Source organism: Rhizobium sp. Root1212, from assembly GCF_001424985.1.
In the GTDB taxonomy this organism is placed as follows: domain Bacteria; phylum Pseudomonadota; class Alphaproteobacteria; order Rhizobiales; family Rhizobiaceae; genus Pararhizobium.
The window spans coordinates 248,954-266,433 of record NZ_LMDA01000023.1 but is presented as its reverse complement, the minus strand read 5'-3'; the positions used below and the strand labels follow the sequence as shown (position 1 = coordinate 266,433).

The 17,480-nt window shown below is 61.7% G+C and carries 16 protein-coding genes and 1 pseudogene; 2 read left to right on the top strand and 15 right to left on the bottom strand.

Features of this window, described 5'->3' with window-relative positions; genetic code table 11:
- Positions 1-34: 34 nt before the first annotated feature.
- The 9 genes from glmM to tolQ form a co-directional block, all read right to left on the bottom strand.
- The gene (gene glmM / locus ASC86_RS19320; protein ID WP_056324914.1) at positions 35-1,387 is read right to left on the bottom strand and encodes a phosphoglucosamine mutase; all 1,353 of its coding nucleotides are present in this window, start codon (positions 1,385-1,387) and stop codon (positions 35-37) included.
- A 316-nt stretch (positions 1,388-1,703) separates the two neighbouring features.
- Positions 1,704-3,638, bottom strand: a complete 1,935-nt coding sequence (gene ftsH, locus ASC86_RS19315) for an ATP-dependent zinc metalloprotease FtsH (RefSeq protein WP_056324912.1) — start codon at positions 3,636-3,638, stop codon at positions 1,704-1,706.
- A gap of 99 nt (positions 3,639-3,737) precedes the next feature.
- Entirely contained in the window at positions 3,738-5,240 is a 1,503-nt protein-coding gene (gene tilS / locus ASC86_RS19310; RefSeq protein ID WP_056324909.1) for a tRNA lysidine(34) synthetase TilS, read from the bottom strand.
- Positions 5,241-5,250: 10 nt separating this feature from the next.
- Complete coding sequence (ybgF, locus tag ASC86_RS19305; RefSeq protein WP_056324907.1) at positions 5,251-6,264, bottom strand: tol-pal system protein YbgF; 1,014 nt, start codon at positions 6,262-6,264, stop codon at positions 5,251-5,253.
- Positions 6,265-6,442: 178 nt separating this feature from the next.
- Complete coding sequence (pal, locus tag ASC86_RS19300) at positions 6,443-6,973, bottom strand: peptidoglycan-associated lipoprotein Pal (RefSeq protein ID WP_056324904.1); 531 nt, start codon at positions 6,971-6,973, stop codon at positions 6,443-6,445.
- Between the two features lie 184 nt (positions 6,974-7,157).
- Positions 7,158-8,468, bottom strand: a complete 1,311-nt coding sequence (gene tolB / locus ASC86_RS19295) for a Tol-Pal system beta propeller repeat protein TolB (protein ID WP_156387126.1) — start codon at positions 8,466-8,468, stop codon at positions 7,158-7,160.
- A gap of 26 nt (positions 8,469-8,494) precedes the next feature.
- Positions 8,495-9,571 carry a cell envelope integrity protein TolA gene (gene tolA, locus ASC86_RS19290; RefSeq protein WP_056324902.1) on the bottom strand — a complete coding sequence of 359 codons (1,077 nt, stop codon included), beginning with the start codon at positions 9,569-9,571 and terminating at the stop codon, positions 8,495-8,497.
- 9 nt (positions 9,572-9,580) lie between these two features.
- On the bottom strand, positions 9,581-10,036 hold the full coding sequence (gene tolR / locus ASC86_RS19285; protein WP_056324900.1) for a protein TolR: 456 nt from the start codon (positions 10,034-10,036) through the stop codon (positions 9,581-9,583).
- A gap of 27 nt (positions 10,037-10,063) precedes the next feature.
- A complete protein-coding gene (gene tolQ, locus ASC86_RS19280) occupies positions 10,064-10,783 on the bottom strand; it encodes a protein TolQ (RefSeq protein WP_056324898.1) in 720 nt (239 codons plus the stop codon).
- A gap of 310 nt (positions 10,784-11,093) precedes the next feature.
- Here tolQ and ligD point away from each other — a divergent pair.
- Positions 11,094-11,984: pseudogene (gene ligD / locus ASC86_RS19275) on the top strand (non-homologous end-joining DNA ligase); the annotation flags it as partial.
- Positions 11,985-11,986: 2 nt separating this feature from the next.
- On the opposite strand, the gene ybgC reads toward ligD, so the two are convergent.
- The 5 genes from ybgC to ruvC all read right to left on the bottom strand — a co-directional run bounded on the left by ybgC (position 11,987) and on the right by ruvC (position 15,299).
- Positions 11,987-12,430, bottom strand: a complete 444-nt coding sequence (gene ybgC / locus ASC86_RS19270) for a tol-pal system-associated acyl-CoA thioesterase (RefSeq protein ID WP_056324893.1) — start codon at positions 12,428-12,430, stop codon at positions 11,987-11,989.
- Positions 12,431-12,503: 73 nt separating this feature from the next.
- Positions 12,504-13,016, bottom strand: a complete 513-nt coding sequence (locus tag ASC86_RS19265) for an NUDIX hydrolase (RefSeq protein ID WP_056324890.1) — start codon at positions 13,014-13,016, stop codon at positions 12,504-12,506.
- Positions 13,016-14,056, bottom strand: a complete 1,041-nt coding sequence (gene ruvB / locus ASC86_RS19260; RefSeq protein WP_056324887.1) for a Holliday junction branch migration DNA helicase RuvB — start codon at positions 14,054-14,056, stop codon at positions 13,016-13,018. Before ruvB ends, ASC86_RS19265 begins: the two co-directional genes overlap by 1 nt.
- A 56-nt stretch (positions 14,057-14,112) precedes the next feature.
- A complete protein-coding gene (ruvA, locus tag ASC86_RS19255) occupies positions 14,113-14,730 on the bottom strand; it encodes a Holliday junction branch migration protein RuvA (RefSeq protein WP_056324885.1) in 618 nt (205 codons plus the stop codon).
- 56 nt (positions 14,731-14,786) lie between these two features.
- Positions 14,787-15,299: a crossover junction endodeoxyribonuclease RuvC gene (gene ruvC / locus ASC86_RS19250; protein ID WP_056325198.1), complete on the bottom strand. Its 513-nt coding sequence runs from the start codon at positions 15,297-15,299 to the stop codon at positions 14,787-14,789.
- A 170-nt stretch (positions 15,300-15,469) separates the two neighbouring features.
- On the opposite strand from ruvC, the gene ASC86_RS19245 reads away from it, so the two are divergent.
- Positions 15,470-16,486 carry an LLM class flavin-dependent oxidoreductase gene (locus tag ASC86_RS19245; protein ID WP_056325195.1) on the top strand — a complete coding sequence of 339 codons (1,017 nt, stop codon included), beginning with the start codon at positions 15,470-15,472 and terminating at the stop codon, positions 16,484-16,486.
- Between the two features lie 196 nt (positions 16,487-16,682).
- On the opposite strand, the gene ASC86_RS19240 is transcribed toward ASC86_RS19245, so the two are convergent.
- Positions 16,683-17,429 (bottom strand): YebC/PmpR family DNA-binding transcriptional regulator, encoded by a 747-nt coding sequence (locus tag ASC86_RS19240; RefSeq protein WP_056324882.1) that lies wholly within the window; start codon positions 17,427-17,429, stop codon positions 16,683-16,685.
- Between the last annotated feature and the right edge of the window lie 51 nt (positions 17,430-17,480).

Genomic DNA, 17,480 nt, shown 5'->3' with positions numbered 1-17,480 from the left:
GTGTTTTCTTGTTTGAAACTTGATTTGAACGATATCAGGCGGCGCTGCGAACGCTGGCGATGACGGAAACCAGTTCATCGACGATGCGCTCGACCTGAGCGTGGTCATCGCCTTCGGCCATCACGCGGATCAGCGGCTCAGTGCCGGAGGGCCGGATCAGCAGGCGGCCGTTTTTGGCAAGATCGGCTTCCGCGTCGGCAATCGCCTGACGCACCGCCGGCTCTTCCAGCGGTTTTCCTGCGGCAACTCGGACGTTCTTCAAAACTTGCGGCACCGGTTCGAAGCGGTTGCAGACCTCGCTCACCGGCTTGCCGTGCCGCTTGACGCAGGCGAGAATCTGCAAGGCGGCGACGAGGCCGTCGCCGGTCGTGCCGAAATCCGACAGAACGATATGGCCGGACTGCTCGCCGCCGAGGTTGAAGCCGCCCTCGCGCATGCGCTCGACGACGTAACGGTCGCCGACCTTGGTGCGGTGCAATTCCAGCCCCTTCGTCTGGAGGTGCCGTTCCAGCCCGAGATTGGACATGACGGTCGCAACAATGCCGTTGCCGACCAGTTGGCCGTCCGTCGCCCAGCTGTCGGCGATCACGGCCATCAGTTGGTCGCCGTCGATGATCGTGCCGCGTTCGTCGACGATCAGCACACGATCGGCATCGCCATCCAGCGCGATGCCGATATCGGCGCGCACTTCATGGACCTTCTTCGAAAGGGCCTCGGGATGGGTCGAGCCGCATTCGAGATTGATGTTCATGCCGTTCGGCTCGGTGCCGAGGGTGACGACATCGGCACCGAGTTCCCACAAGGCAGCCGGTGCAACCCGATAGGCGGCGCCGTTGGCGCAATCGATCGCTACGCGCAAGCCCTTGAGCGTCACATCCCGCGGCAGGGTGCGCTTGGCATGCTCGATGTAGCGGTCATGGACGCCGTCGATGCGCTTGGCGCGGCCGATATCGGTGGACTTGGCAAGCTGGCCGGACAGATCCTGATCCAGCAGGTCTTCGATCTGCGCTTCGATATCGTCGGAGAGCTTGTAGCCATCCGGGCCGAAGAGTTTGATGCCGTTATCCTGGAAGGGATTGTGCGAGGCGGAGATCATCACGCCGATATCGGCGCGCAGTGAGCGCGTCAGCATGGCGACGGCCGGTGTCGGGATCGGGCCGAGAACGAAGGCATCGACGCCGGCGGCGGTGAAGCCGGCGACCATGGCGTTTTCCAGCATATAGCCGGACAGCCGCGTATCCTTGCCGATGACCACCCGGTGGCGATGGGCGCCGCGGCGGAAGATCGTACCGACGGCGATGCCGACGCGCATGGCGAGATCCGGCGTCATTGGAAACAGGTTGGACTGGCCGCGAATACCATCCGTACCGAAATACTTGCGCTTCATAAGAACTCCGTTCGTCGAAGGGGCAACGGTCGCGGCGGGCACAATGGCGCTCGGGACCGGAAGAGCCTCTTTCTTCCTCTTCGTGGTTGCGCGTTGCGCAGGACGCATGGCGACACTCCACATTTGATTTTCGCGCGATCGATATGCTTCGTGCGCGATCGCTGATTACGCTCTCTTGCCACAGTTTTCGCGGAAGCGGCAGTCCATCGTAACATCAGAAATCATTACAGCCCGTTACCTTCTACGGCTGACCTACCCGCAAACAAAAAGCCGCCCCGGAAAGGAGCGGCTTTTTGTTTGTTTTCACGCGCAGGGTTTATTGCGGCTGGGGCTCGAAACCACCTTCGGCTTCATCACCCTTGTTGCCGACGTCCTTCTTGCCGGCGGACGGCACGGCCGAACCGCGATGCGGCGGCGTATCGTCGCCGAGATCGCGAGCCGGCTTTTCGCCGCGAATCAGCGCCTTGATCTCCTCGCCGGTCAGCGTTTCGTATTCGAGCAGGCCTTCGGCCAAAGCTACGAACTCGGAGTGCTTCTCGGTGATGATGCGGCGTGCTTCCTGATAGGCTTCGTCGATCAGGCGGCGCACTTCGTTGTCGATCTTCTGGGCCGTCGCTTCCGATACGTTCTTGCTCTGGGAAACGGAATGGCCGAGGAAGACCTCCTGCTGGTTTTCGCCATAAGCGACCTGACCGAGCTGGTCGGAGAAGCCCCATTGCGTGACCATGGCGCGGGCAAGCTTGGTGGCCTGCTCGATATCCGAGGATGCGCCCGAGGTGATGTTCTCCTTGCCAAAGGTGATCTCTTCGGCAACGCGGCCGCCCATCATGATGGCGAGGCGCGAGACCATCCACTTATAGCTCATCGAATAGCGGTCGCCTTCGGGGAGCTGCATGACCATGCCGAGCGCGCGGCCGCGCGGAATGATCGTCGCCTTGTGCAGCGGGTCGGCGGCCGGGACGTTGAGCGCCAGGATCGCATGGCCGGCTTCGTGATAGGCGGTGAGCTTCTTTTCGGCTTCGGTCATGGCGGAGGAGCGGCGCTCCGCACCCATCATGATCTTGTCTTTGGCATCTTCGAATTCAAGCATGGTCACGACGCGCTTGTTGCGGCGCGCGGCCATAAGCGCAGCTTCGTTGACGAGGTTCATCAGGTCGGCACCGGAGAAACCGGGCGTACCGCGAGCCAGAACCTTCAGATCGACATTCGGCGCCAGCGGCACGTTGCGGATATGCACCTTGAGAATGCGCTCGCGGCCGTTGATATCCGGGTTCGGCACGACGACCTGACGGTCGAAGCGGCCGGGACGCAAGAGCGCCGGGTCGAGAACGTCCGGGCGGTTGGTCGCGGCGATCAGAATGATGCCTTCATTGGCCTCGAAGCCGTCCATCTCGACCAGCAGCTGGTTCAGTGTCTGTTCGCGCTCATCATTGCCGCCGCCGAGACCGGCGCCACGATGACGGCCGACGGCGTCGATTTCGTCGATGAAGATGATGCAGGGCGCGTTCTTCTTGGCCTGCTCGAACATATCACGGACACGGCTTGCGCCGACGCCGACGAACATTTCGACGAAGTCCGAACCGGAAATGGTGAAGAACGGCACATTGGCTTCGCCGGCAACGGAGCGCGCAAGCAGCGTCTTACCGGTGCCGGGAGGGCCGACGAGCAGCACGCCGCGCGGAATGCGACCGCCGAGGCGCTGGAATTTCTGCGGGTCGCGCAGGAATTCTACGATTTCTTCCAGGTCCTGCTTGGCTTCGTCGACGCCGGCAACATCGTCAAACGTCACGCGACCATGCGCTTCGGTGAGCAGCTTCGCCTTGGACTTGCCAAAGCCCATCGCACCGCGCGAGCCGCCCTGCATCTGCCGCATGAAGAACAGCCAGACGCCGAGGATCAGCAGCATCGGCAGCAGCGTGCCGATATAGCTCAGGAAGCCGGAAGATCCGTCGCTTTCCGGGCGCACGGTCACGGTGACGTTCTTGGCTTCGAGGCGCTCGGTCAGCGTCGTATCGATCGCGGGCGCATAGGTCTGGAAGGTCGCGCCGCTCTCGGCATAGGAGCCGATCACCTTGTTGCCGGTGATCACGACTTCCTTGACGCGGCTGCCGTCAACTTCCTTCAGAAATTGAGAAAAGGGAATTTCTCGCGACCCGGTGCGTTCGGCCGGTTGCTGAAACATGCTGAACAGCGCGATCAGCAACAAGGCAATGATTGCCCAGAGGGCAAAATTTCGAAAATTAGGGTTCATCGAACTCCCCGGAACCTGTCGTCGCAACCACAAATGATTTGAGATCGCATTCTTGCTCTTAACATAGGATTGCGGGAACGGATTGCCAAGGCGCACCGGTCAAACACGCGTCTTTTCCGTCAATACATCGTGAACCGGAGATACCAAATACCGGCCACGGCCAAAAAGCACGGCCATGCGATCCGCCAGTGTCAGGTCGAAACGCGGCAAAAAGGTGTCGTAGAGCGGGATATGCCGTTCGACCACCGTCGCAATATCCTGATGATCAGGGGTTGCGTGGGAAATCGACAATGCGGCGGGCGCTGCGCGGCGGGCGATGGCCTGCGGTACCCCTGCGGCGAAGAGTCTCGCCTCTGTGCTTCCCGTGTCTTCGGTGGCATGCAGATGAAGGGTTTGCTTTGATCGGTTTTCGACAACGAACCGAGCGTCCCAGATTGCGCGCGCTCCGGGAGTAAGCGTGACGGCGGGTAAGCCGCGCTTTTCGCGGTAGAGATAGAGGGCATCGCGGCGGCGGTCGAAGACGGTGCGGGAGGCAGTGATGCGGCCGGGGGCTCCGCCCCCGAGAAATGCGGCGACGCGATCTGCGACGGCGCGGCTCGGCGCATGCGAGATGCCGCCGATAACCGCAGCCAGCAAAAGAATGACGTCGCGCGCATCCGGCTCTTCGACGCGGTCGATCAGGGCCGGTTCCAGCCGGGCAACCAGCCCTTCCATAACCGAGACATCACCCAGCAATTCGGCCATGCGCCCAGCCCGCAAGCTGCGCCAATGGCCTCCGGCTCGGAAATCGCCGTTGCTTTGCACGACACCCGCCGCTTGCTTTCCCTTCTCCCCAGCGGGGAGAAGGTGGCCAGCAGGGCCGGATGAGGGGGATGGTTGGCGCTGGGCAAGCGGGGGCATCCCCTCATCCGCCCTTTGGGCAACTTCTCCCCGCTGGGGAGAAGGGAAAGCAGGGAGCGCCTCAATGCCACTCTGCTGCAGCAGCGCATGGCGCATTCGCACCCGTTCGAATGCGGGATTGGCATTGCTCGGATCGTCGAACCAGCTCTCGCCTTGCATGCTGAGATAGTCGCGAATAGCTCCCCGCCGAACATTGAGAAAAGGCCGCAATATCCAAACCTGCCGGCCATAGAGAACGGCATCCGCCATACCAGAGAGCCCCGCAGACTGCTCCACGGAGCGGGCTTTGCGCATGGCGATGGTTTCCGCCTGATCATCGGCGGTGTGGGCTGTGACGATGCAAGCAGCGTGAAGATCGACGGCGGCTTCCGAGAGCAAAGCATAACGCGCCTCGCGGGCGGCGGCCTGGATACCGGAGGTGGGTTTTTCACCCATCCATCGCTTGATCACATGGGGAATGCCGATCCTGGCGGAGAAGGCAGCCACATCCTCGGCCTCCCGAAGCGAACCCGGCCGCAAGCCGTGATCCACCGTGCAGGCGGCAACGCTGAAACCTTCTAACCCGCCGCCATCCAGCGCCTGCTTCACGGCGAGCAACAATCCCTTCGAATCGCTGCCGCCGGAAATCGCGACGAGGATGCGGCAGGGGGAGAAAAACCGATGGAGAAAATCCTGCGCCACCGCCAGGACGGGATCGCTCACGATCCGCGTCTCAGCAGGCGAGACGGCTCTGCTCGCTCTTCACCTTGGCGTTCACGGCCGGCGAAGCCTTCGGATAGCGCTTGGTGACCTCGCGCAGCGTCGCGCAGGCCGTATCCTTATTGTCGAGGGCGGCGAGCGACATGCCGAGCTTCAAGAGCATTTCCGGCGCCTTAGGCGATTTGCCGAAGGCCTGATGCGCATTGAGGAAAGTCTTCGCGGCGTCGTTGTACTTGCCCTGCGAATACTGCGCCTCGCCCAGCCAGAAATTCGCATCCGCCGCCTTGTCGCCATTCGGAAAGACGTCGAGATAATCGCGGAATTCCGTTTCCGCGACGCTATAGTCACCCGACAGCACATGGCCGTATGCGGACTGATAGAGATCGCCCGGATTGTCCAGTGCGGCCGTCTGCTGTTGGGTGTCAGGCGTGGAATTGAGGCCCTGATCGGCGCCGGTCTGGGCCGGGTTGACGCTGGCCTGGCCGTTGTCCATGGGCTGGGCATCCTGATTGGCGGCGACCGGATTGCCGTTCTCGTCGAAGATGATCTGGCCGAGCGTCGAGGGCGGGGCACCTGATGTCGAAGAGGCCGTATCCGACCCCAAACCTGCGTTGGGATCGGTAGCCTGACCGTCCGTTGCCGAAGGGGCAACGGAAGCCTGGTTGTTGGTGCGCGGGGTCTGCAGCGAACCGCTCTTCTTGGTCGAAGCGCCCGATTTGCCGCTTTCCAGGTCCTGGAAGCGGAATTCGTTGTCTTCCTGGAACTTGCGGATCTGTTCCTGCATCTGCAAGAGCTGGAAGCTCATTTCCTCGATGCGCCCGTTGAGCTGGCGGATCTGTTCCTCGAGCTGGCCGATGCGTCCGACCTCGCTGGACTGGACGTTGATGATCGGCTGCTGCTTGGCGGCGGGCTGCTCGCGGTGAAGCACGCGGTTGATCACGGCGGAAAGCGGCATGGCGGTTGCTGCCTGCCCGAAGCCTGCAAGCGCAGTAAGGCCGATCATTCCCGCCACGACAAAATGTTTCATGTCATGTGTCCTGTTTGAAGGTTCGCCGACGCGCGGAACCGACCAGAAAATCAGTCTCCGCACGATGTCCGCACAGTTTTCCAATTGACGTCAAAAAGCAACGGAGTTCGGTAAAAGTGTGACGAAAAAGAAAGGCGGCCGTGCGGCCGCCCTCCCCGGATTGCAATGCCTGCGGCAATTACATGCCGGCGCCACCGAGCACGGTAACGGCGCGGCGGTTCTGCGACCAGCAGGAGATGTCGTCGCAGACGGCCACCGGCTTTTCCTTGCCGTAGGAGATGGTCTTGATGCGCGAAGCCGGGATGCCGCGCGAAGCGAGGTAATCGCGGGTCGAGGCAGCGCGACGGGCGCCGAGCGCGAGATTGTATTCGCGCGTGCCGCGTTCGTCGGCATGACCTTCGACGGTGATCGCGTAGTTCGGATACTTCTGCAGCCACTGGGCCTGACGGTCGAGCGTCGCCTGGGCGTCGGCACGGATCGAGGTCGAATCGGTATCGAAGAAGATACGGTCGCCAACATTGACGGTGAAGTCCTGCTGCGAGCCCGGCGTTGCGTTGGCGCCGTTGAGGCCGAGTTCGCCGGCGCTGTTGGGCAGGTTCTTCTTCGATGCGCAGCCGGCGATGGCGAGCGTCATGAACAGGGCAACCATTACCGGATTGCGCGCGATGGAATTCATGCGGCCAGCGGCCGGGGCGTGAATGCGGCTCATGGGCCGGTCTCCTTGCAAGTCGAAGTTTGAATTCAGGGTTGCCAGACTGTAACCGGAAGCGGTTAATTTCATTGCAACGATTATGGTTAATAGAGTGTCAAAACGTGATCTGGAGCGCTGATAATCAGTATTTTGCGGCAGGAAAGCGGCACGTCGCCATATTTCCTGCCGCATTGCAGCATCGCTATTCCAGAAGCGGAGACCAGGCCGGGTCCGAAGCGAAGCCCTGAGTCTGGACCTGCTGCTCGTTATAGCCGGTGAGATCGATCGAATAGATTTGCGGGCCGCCGGCGCCGGCGTTCTGGCGGAAGAACATCAGCACGCGGCCGTTCGGTGCCCAGGTCGGGCCTTCATTGTGAAAGCCCGAGGTCAAGATGCGCTCGCCCGAACCGTCCGTCTTCATCACGCCGATCGAGAACTTGCCGCCCGACTGCTTGGTGAAGGCGATGAGGTCGCCACGCGGAGACCAGACCGGCGTCGAATAGGAGCCGTCGCCGAAGGAGACGCGGCGCTGGCCGGAGCCGTCGGCGCCCATGACGTAAAGCTGCGGCCTGCCGCCCCGGTCGCTTTCGAAGACGATCTGCGAACCGTCTGGCGAATAGGACGGCGAAGTATCGATGGCGGCGGTGTTGGTCAGGCGCGTCGTGGTACGCGAGCGCAGGTCCATGGTGTAGATGTTGGCATTACCGTCCTGCTGCAGGCTCATGATGACCCGCTGGCCATCCGGCGAGAAGCGCGGCGCAAAGGTCATGCCGGGGAAGTTGCCGACGACTTCGCGCTGTCCGGTTTCCAGCTGCAGCAGGTAAACCCGCGGCTGCTGGCCTTCGAAGGACATGTAGGTGATTTCCTGCTTGTTCGGCGAGAAGCGCGGCGTCAGCACGATATCGTTGGAATTGGTGATCGCGCGCGCATTGAAACCGTCCTGGTCCATGATGGCGAGCTGGCGCTTGCGGGCCGTCTTCGGGCCGCTTTCGGCGACATAGACGATGCGGGTGTCGAAATAGCCCTTTTCGCCGGTGATGCGCTCATAGATCGCATCGGCGATGATATGGGCGACGCGGCGCCAGTTTTCCGGCTGGGTGAAGAACTGCTGGCCCGCCATTTGCTGGCCGGCAAAAGTATCCCACAGGCGGAACTCGGCCTTCAGGCGGCCGTCGCCTTCCTGGGTGACGCGACCGGTGACCAGCGCCTGCGCGTTGATGACCTTCCAGTCCTCGAAGCGCGGCGCGGCATCCGGGTTGGAAATCTTCTCGATGAAGGCATTGCGATCGATCGGGGCGAACAGGCCGGAACGCTTCAGGTCGGCTGCGACGACGTCGGAAATCTTCTTGCCAAGCTCACCCTGCAGGAAATCGCTGATGGCGATCGGCATGGGCTCGACATTGCCCTTGTTGATGTTGAGTTCGACGAGCGCGTGGGCCGGTGCGCTCATCAGCGCGACCATGCCCGTCAGCACGACGAGGAATCGAAAGAAGTTGCGTCTCAGCATGATCAAGAAGCCTTTCAGCCATTCGTTCTGTGTCATTGGATCGACATGGAGCTTGGGTCGAAATTGACGACCATCTGTCTCCATGAGTCGTATTTGTCTGCCGGCAAACCCTGGAATGGCAGCGATCGCAGGATCGCGCGGCGCACGCTGCCGGACATCGTCCGCTGCGCCGTCGCCGAACCGCCATTGGTCTCGACCTCGGGTTCACCGATAATGTTGCCCTGCGGGTCCAGCTCGAACCGCACCGTCAGGATCATGCCGTCCAGACCCTCGATGCCGGCAAAGGCGCTCCAGTTCTTCTGGATCTGGCCGCGAAGCGCATCCATTTCGTTCTGAGAAAGCGTGTTGCCCGTCGTCTTGGAGGCACCGAAAGCCTTCGGCGTTTTGCCGCTCTTGGCGCCGCCGTTGGCCGGATCGGTCTTGTTGAGAAGGGCGGCAACCTCATCCGCATTAAAGTCGGATTCAGCGGCGGAAGAAGCCTTTTTCTTCTTTTCCTTCTGGTTTTCTTCCTTCTTGGTGTCCGGCGTCTTTGCCGCCTCGACCGGCTTCTCGACCTTAGGCTTGGCCATCGGCGTCGGTACCTTGTCCGGCAGCGCTTCCGCATCCGGATTTTCCGCCGGCTTCTCTTCCGCGGGCTGCTCTTCAGGCTTTGCTTCCGGCTTCGTCTCCTGCTTGGGCTCGGGCAGGGCCGCGACCTCCTTGGCAGGCTCGGTCACCGGCTTTTCTTCGGTCACGTCCTTGGTGTCTTCCTTCACCGGGTCGGGCGTCGGAGGCGTTTTCTCCGCCTTTTCCGGTGCTGCAGCAGCCTCGACGTTGTTCGGCTTGGCGTCCGGCTTCGGCGGCGTCTTCAGGTCGATCTTGTTTTCGCCGACATGCTCGGCGTTTTCGACGATATCGGGACGTTTGGTCGGCGTAACCGACGGGATTTCGGCCTTTGGCGCTTCCTTGTCGCCCTGCTGCAACTGCGTCAGCTCTTCAATCGGAACCATATCGACCGGCAGCGCCTCGACGTCCGCAACCTGAAAGTCAGGCGGACTACCCAGCGAAACCAGCGCCCAGGTCAGCACGAGGGCGTGCAGCACAGCAGATGTGACGAGACTTGTCTTCATCGCAGCGCTCTACTGGTCCTTCTTGGGCTGGGTAACGAGGCCGATGTTCTTGAAGCCGGCTTCCTGGATGCGCGACATGACGTCGGCGATCACGCCGTAGGGCGAGGTGGCATCGCCGCGCACGAAAATCCGCTCGCTGTAGCCTGTCGTCGCGATCGCTTCGAGCTTGGCGGCGACTTCCTCAACCGGGATCGGGGTTTCCTGCAGGAAGACCTGACCGTCGCTCTTCACGGAAATGGTGATCGGCTGCGTTTCGGAATTCAGCGCCTTCGCCTGCGTTTCCGGCAGGTCGATCGGCACGCCGACCGTCATCATCGGTGCGGCGACCATGAAGATGATGAGCAGCACCAGCATGACGTCGACGAACGGCGTCACGTTGATTTCGCTCATGATTGCCTTGCCGCGTCCGCCGCGCCGGCGGCGACCGCCGCCCGAACCACCAGAACCGCCTACTGCCATACCCATGGGGATACTCCGTCCTTTGAGCCGGCTTTACTGCGCGGCTTGCCGCGGCTGCAGCTTCTCATCGATCTGACGCGAAAGGATGGCCGAGAACTCGTCTGCGAAGCCTTCCATGCGGGCGGTGATCTTGCCGGCATCGGCAGAGAACTTGTTGTAGGCGATAACCGCCGGAATAGCGGCGAGAAGGCCGATGGCCGTTGCAAGAAGCGCTTCGGCGATACCGGGCGCGACGACCGCAAGGTTGGTCGACTTCGAACCGGCAATCGCCTGGAACGAGGTCATGATACCGACGACGGTGCCGAACAGACCGACGAACGGGCCGGCCGAACCGATGGTGGCGAGCGACCCGAGGCGGGCGGAAAGCCCATCGGATTCCCGCGCCAGCGTCACGTCCATGGCGCGATCGATGCGCATCTGCAAGCCGATCGGCGAGCGGGCGCCGCGCTCGAAACTCTTCTTCCACTCGCGCATGGCCGAGACGAAGATCGCCCCCATGCCGGAGGTCTGGCGGTCCGAAAGCGTGCGATAAAGCTCTTCCAGCGACTGACCCGACCAGAAAACCTGCTCGAAGGCGTCTGCCTGGCGGCGGGCCTTGGCGAAGCTCAAGGTCTTGTCGACCACGATCGCCCAGGTCCAGACGGAGGCGGCAATCAGCCCCAGCATCACCAGCTTGACGACGAAGCCTGCCTGCATGAAGAGCGACCAGAGCGATACGTCGGTCGTTGCGGCTGCCAGTCCTACCTGTTCCATACTTAAATCCCCGAATCCAAACACCCGGCAGGAGCAGTCATTTGCTCGCGGCCAGGTTGCTCAAACGTCCTTGCTAAAGATTGACCCGGCATATGCCCTGGACCCGCCTGAGCTGATCTTCAAGCCCTGTCTGCCTGCCTTTTTGCGGCCAATCTTGGTCAAAGGATGACGTGCACTGCACAAAACCCTAATACAACGCATTAAGACATCATTATGGTTAAGAGAGCGTTACCGCCGAGGCGTTTGGGGAACATTCACCTTCGCCCGGCATTATCGGCGCATGACGACAAGGCCCCCGGAAAACAAGGCCGGCGATACCGTTCTCGGCATCCGCATCAGCAGCGGCGACCGCAGGTTGTTCTCCGAGCCCGAGATCAACAAGCTCGACCTCGCCCACTATTATGGCGTGGCAGCAGACCGCATGCTGCCCTTCGTCGCCGATCATCCGGTTTCGATCCTGCGCTGTCCGCAGGGACCGGAGCATCAGTGCTTCTACCAGAAACATGCCGGCGACAGCTTTCCCGACGACATCCTGCAAATCCCGATCGAGGAAGCCGATGGCGATGTCGCCAACTATCTCTATGTGAAGGACGGCAAGGGGCTGGTCGCCGCGGTGCAGATGGGCACGGTCGAGTTCCACATCTGGGGCTCGCGCATCGATCGGCTGGATATGGCCGACCGCCTCGTCTTCGATCTCGACCCCGATCCGAGCATCACCTTCGATACGGTCAAGAAAGCCGCCCTTCTTCTGCGGGAAAACCTTGCGGAGATCGGGTTGAAATCGCTGCCCATGGTCAGCGGCGGCAAGGGGGTGCATGTGATCGTGCCGCTGGCGCGCCGCGCATCCTGGGAGGATGCGAAGGATTTCGCCAAGGCCTTGTCGTTAAAGATCGCCGATGCCGACCCAGACCATTACATCGCCACCATGTCCAAGGCGAAACGCACGGGCCGCATCTTCATCGACTGGCTGCGCAACGAGCGCGGCGCAACCGCCATTACGCCCTACTCCGTAAGAGCGCGAAAAAGCGGGCCGGTGGCCACGCCCGTCAGTTGGGAAGAGTTGGATCGGCTCGATGCCGCCAACAGCTTTCACATTCCCGATATTCTGAAGCGGCTGGAAGAGGCCGACCCATGGCACGAGGCCGGCGACTGGAAACAGGGCCTGACGAAAACCATGCTGGAAAACGCGGGCGCCCAATAGGCTCAGGCCGTGCCGAGGAATTTCTTCCCCAAAGCTTCGGGCAGCCGCCGCGGACGGCCACTGGCATTAATGACCGCGATGATCACCTTGGCGGCGATCAGCAGGGTTCCCTCGCGGCGGATTTCCTGCTGCAGCACCATCTTGGCGCCACCCGCCTTTTCCATCGTCGTGACGATGGTGAGGATATCGTCCATGCGCGCCGGCGCCTTGAAGTCGATCTCCATGCGATGCACGACAAAGACCAGCCCTTCGGTATCGCCCTCTATCGCCAGCGATGCCTGCTCGACGCCGAGGAGACGCAGGTAATCCGTGCGGGCGCGCTCCATGAAATGCAGGTAGCGGGCATGATAGACGACGCCGGAAAAATCCGTGTCTTCGTAGTAGACCCGCTGGATCAGACGGTGCCCGTGTTCGGTGAGTTCGCCGGAAAGCGCGATCAATGTCATGACATGCCTCGGAAATATGGTCCGAGGCGGTGACTACCACCGGTCGCAGGCTTGCGGAAGGGACAAATCCGCTTCAGCGGTCGAGATTGCCGTCGTCCCAGATGATGTGCTGCGGCGTGGCCGGCAGGTCTTCGATCTGCTCGGCGATGAAATAGGGCGGGATATCCAGTTCCGTCAGCGCCTGCCGTGTCGCCTTTGCCCATTTGAATTCAAGATCGTTCTTGCCGTCCTTCAGCCGGTGGACGATGTCCGTCGGATGGAACGGCAGGCTGTCGGGCAATTCCATCAGGTAATAGAAACCGATTTCGTGGTAGTCGCGCTTTTCGTAGTGGAAGAAATTCTCGACCATCCAGAGCATGCGCCCGACCTTCACGGTCACGCCAAGCTCCTCCATCATCTCCCGTTCGAGAGTTTCCGCCGACGTCTCGCCGATCTCCGCCCGGCCACCGGGAAAGGTCCAGAAATTCTCGTGCACCGCCCGGTGCACCAGCACATAGCCATCGCGAAAACCGAGACCGGCAATGCGGAAATTGAAGCGGCGGGGCTTGGCATCGATGCGGATCATCTTCCGCTTGCCCTTGCCCATCAGTCGTCTTCCTGAAACAGCCGGAACTGGCTGGCTTCCAAATCCTTCGGCACCGTCAGGCCCAGATGTTTCCAGGCATTGGCCGTCAGCACCCGGCCGCGTGGCGTGCGCTGGATAAAACCCTGCTGGATCATATAGGGCTCGATGATATCCTCGATCGCATCGCGCGGCTCGGAAAGCCCCGCCGCGATCGTTTCGATGCCGACGGGTCCGCCGCCGAAATTGAGCGCGATCATCGTCAGGTAACGCTTGTCGAGCTGGTCGAGACCCATATTGTCGACGAGCAGCCGCGTCAGGGCCTCGTCGGCAATCTCCTTGGTTACCGCTTCCGCCCTGGCAACCTCGGCGAAATCACGCACACGGCGTAGAAGACGGCCGGCGATACGCGGCGTGCCGCGCGAGCGGCGGGCGATTTCCCGCGCCCCTTCATCGGTGATGCCAAGCCCCATCAGCCGCGCGCCACGGCGCACGATCAGCTCCAGTTCCTCGACCGTATAGAAACTCAGCCGCACCGGAATGCCGAAACGATCGCGCAGCGGCGTCGTCAGAAGCCCGAGGCGGGTCGTCGCCGCAACCAGCGTGAATTTCGAAAGATCGATCTTCACCGAGCGGGCGGCCGGCCCCTCGCCGATGATCAGGTCGAGCTGGAAATCCTCCATCGCCGGATAGAGGATTTCCTCGACGGCCGGGTTGAGACGGTGGATTTCGTCGATGAACAGAACGTCGCGCTCTTCGAGATTGGTCAGCAGCGCCGCGAGATCGCCGGCCTTGGCGATGACGGGGCCGGAGGTCGAGCGGAAATTGACGCCGAGTTCCTTGGCCATGATCTGCGCCAGCGTCGTCTTGCCGAGGCCGGGCGGGCCAACGAACAGCACGTGATCGAGCGCCTCGCCCCGGTTCTTGGCAGCTTCGATGAAGATCTTCAGGTTGGCGCGCGCTTCCGCCTGCCCCGTGAATTCGTCAAGCGACTGCGGGCGCAGCGTCGTATCGATATCCTCGCCGCGCTTCTCGGGGGTCAGCAATCTCTTGTCATCCATCATGCAAACTCAATCTCATTCCCGCGCCGGCGATGCAACGCTCTTCCTTCGCGGCCCACTTAACGCGACAATTCTTTCAACCCCAACCGGATGAGCTTGGCGCTATCCGCCCCCTCGCCGCCGTTCTTCAGCGCGGCAGCCACGGCATTGGCAGCCTGATCGCGGGAATAGCCGAGATTGGTGAGCGCCGAGACCGCATCCGAGACCGGCTGCGACGCGACGCCCTCGCCCAGTTCCTGCTTCAGCCCGACATTCGAAACGGCTTCACCGGCAAAGGCGGGTGCCTTATTCTTCAGTTCGGTGACGATGCGCACCGCGACCTTCGGGCCAACACCCGGCGCGCGGGAAACCGAGGTCTTGTCCTGCAGCGCGATCGCATTGGCAAGCTCGCCCGGCGTCAGCACGGACAGAACCGCCAGCGCCACCTTGGAGCCGACGCCCTGAACGCTCTGCAACAGGCGGAACCACTCCCGCTCCAGTGCCGTCATGAAACCGAACAGCCGCAACTGGTCCTCGCGCACATAGGTCTCGATGAACAGGATGGCTGCCTCACCGGGCGAGCCAAGCTTCGAGAGCGTACGCGCCGAGCAGAAGGCGACATAGCCGACGCCGTGCACATCCAGCACCACATGGTCCTCGCCGATCTCGTCGATCGTTCCCTTGAGCTTGCCGATCATCAGGCATCGTCCTTCATGGATAAACTGTTCGCTGGGAGGCGCGGCGGCATCTTGCCCTATCCGGCCAGAGCCGCAAGCCGCGATGACAGGCCCTGCCGGTTGTGTGCATGGCAGATAGCGATGGCGAGCGCATCGGCCGCATCGTTGCCTTTGAACTCGACCTTCGGCATCAGCACCTTCAGCATCATGTGGATTTGCTGCTTTTCGCCGTGACCGACGCCGATCACCGCCTTCTTGACGGCATTCGGCGCATATTCCGCCACCCGAAGCCCCGCACGGGCCGGCACCAGCATGGCGATGCCGCGCGCCTGACCAAGCTTCAGCGTCGCCACCGCATCCTTGTTGACGAAGGTTTGCTCGACCGCCGCTTCATCCGGCTTGTAGCTATGGATTACCTCGGCAAGACCGTCATGCAGCTGGCAGAGGCGTGAAGCGAGATCCATGTCTCCATCCGAGGTCACCGTTCCCGACGCGACAAAGCGCAGGGAGTTGCCGAGCGTATCGACGATGCCCCACCCTGTCCGGCGCAAACCCGGATCGATGCCGATAATGCGAATCGTAGTCGTCATGCCGAAAACCCTAATGTCATCGGCGGCAAGCTGCCAGCAAAATGTGAACAAAACAAAAACAAACCACAGGCTTCGCCGCAGCGAAAGTGAGCGCCAAGCCGTATTGCGCCTTGGATTTACGAGGCGAGTGCTTACATGAGGGGAAATATCCATTTTCCAAGGGCATGCCGATGATCCCCTTTTCCATCCTCGACCTTTCTCCCATCACGCAAGGCTCGACCGTTTCGCAGGCGCTCGCAAATTCTCGCCGGCTGGCGCAGGAGGCGGAAGCGCAAGGGTACAAGCGCTTCTGGCTTGCCGAACATCATGGCATGAAGGGTATCGCCAGTGCCGCGACCTCGATCGTCATTTCCCATGTCGCCGCGGCAACCAGCACGATCCGCGTCGGCTCGGGCGGCATCATGCTGCCGAACCATTCGCCGCTGGTGATCGCCGAACAATTCGGCACGCTCGCCGCGCTTTATCCCGGCCGCATCGATCTCGGCCTCGGCCGCGCACCGGGCACGGACATGCGTACCGCATCCGCCCTTCGCCGCAACATGGAGGCGAGCGCCAACAATTTCCCGAACGATGTCGTGGAATTGCAGGCCCTGCTCGGGCCGGTCGGCGAAAACCAGGGGCTGATCGCCATTCCCGGTGCCGACAGCAATGTGCCGATCTGGTTGCTCGGCTCCAGCCATTTCAGCGCCCATCTCGCCGGCATGCTCGGCCTGCCCTTCGCCTTCGCCTCGCATTTCGCGCCGGATATGCTGATGTCGGCGCTTGAAATCTACCGCGAGCGCTTCGAGCCTTCCGAATACCTCGACCAGCCGCATGCCATGGTCGGCATCATGGGGGTCGCGGCGGATACGGATGCGGAGGCGAACCATCTCTTCACTTCCATGCAGCAATCCTTCGTGGCGCTACGCCGCAATGCCCGCGGCCAGTTCCCGCCGCCGGTCGACAGCATGGACGGGCTCTGGGACGAAACCGAAAAAGTCTTCGTCGATCACGCCATGACCTATGCGATCGTCGGCGGGCCGGAGACAGTTGAGAAGAAGCTGAAGACCTTCATCCGCAACACCGGCGCCGACGAACTGATCGTGTCCATGCCGATCTTCGACATGGACGCCCGGCTGAAATCCGTCCGGCTTTTCGCCGAAACACAGAAGCGGCTCGCCGCGGCCGATGGGCGGGACGCAGCCTGAGCTTTTGCAAGACAAAGAAAAGCCCGCTCCGGTCATCCGGGACGGGCCTATGGTGTTATCAATACTGGCCTTACCCCCTCCGTCATCCTCGGCCTCGTGCCGAGGATCTTCCATCCTGTCCTCACGAATGGAGAGACTGGCAGGTGCTCGGCTCAGGGCCGAGCATGACGGAGGAGAGATGAGAGCATTCTAAAAATCAGGCCGAAAGCTTCGCCATCACTTCGTCGGAGACTTCGAAGTTTGTGTAGACGTTTTGAACGTCATCATCGTCTTCCAGCGTGTCGATGAGCTTCATCAGCGACTGCGCCTTTTCCTCGTCCACCGGAACGGTGTTCTGGGCGCGCCAAATGGCCTTGACGGTTTCGGCTTCGCCAAGCGTCGCTTCAAGCGCCTTGGAGACCTCGCCGATATCTTCGAAACCGCAGATGATCGTGTGACCGTCCTCATCGGTGGTCACATCTTCGGCGCCCGCGTCGATGGCGGCTTCCATCACCTTGTCGGCATCGCCCGCCGAAAGCTTGTAGACGATTTCGCCGACACGATCGAAGGAGAAGGACACCGAGCCGGTTTCGCCGAGCGCGCCGCCGGCCTTGGTGAAGGTCGAGCGGACGCTGGAGGCGGTGCGGTTGCGGTTGTCGGTCAGCGCCTCGACGATGACGGCGACGCCGCCCGGACCGTAGCCTTCGTAACGGACTTCGTCATAGTTCTCGCCGTCGGCACCGGCAGCCTTCTTGATGGCGCGCTCGATATTGTCCTTCGGCATGGACTGCGCCTTGGCGTTCTGGACGGCCAGGCGCAGGCGCGCGTTCATCGTCGGGTCCGGCAGACCCGTCTTGGCGGCAACGGTGATTTCGCGGGCAAGCTTGGAGAACATCTTGGAGCGGACGGAGTCCTGCTTGCCCTTGCGGTGCATGATGTTCTTGAATTGTGAATGGCCGGCCATGGCGCCCTCTTTGCAGTGCTTGTCGTGTCAGGATTGGGGCGCCTTATAGTT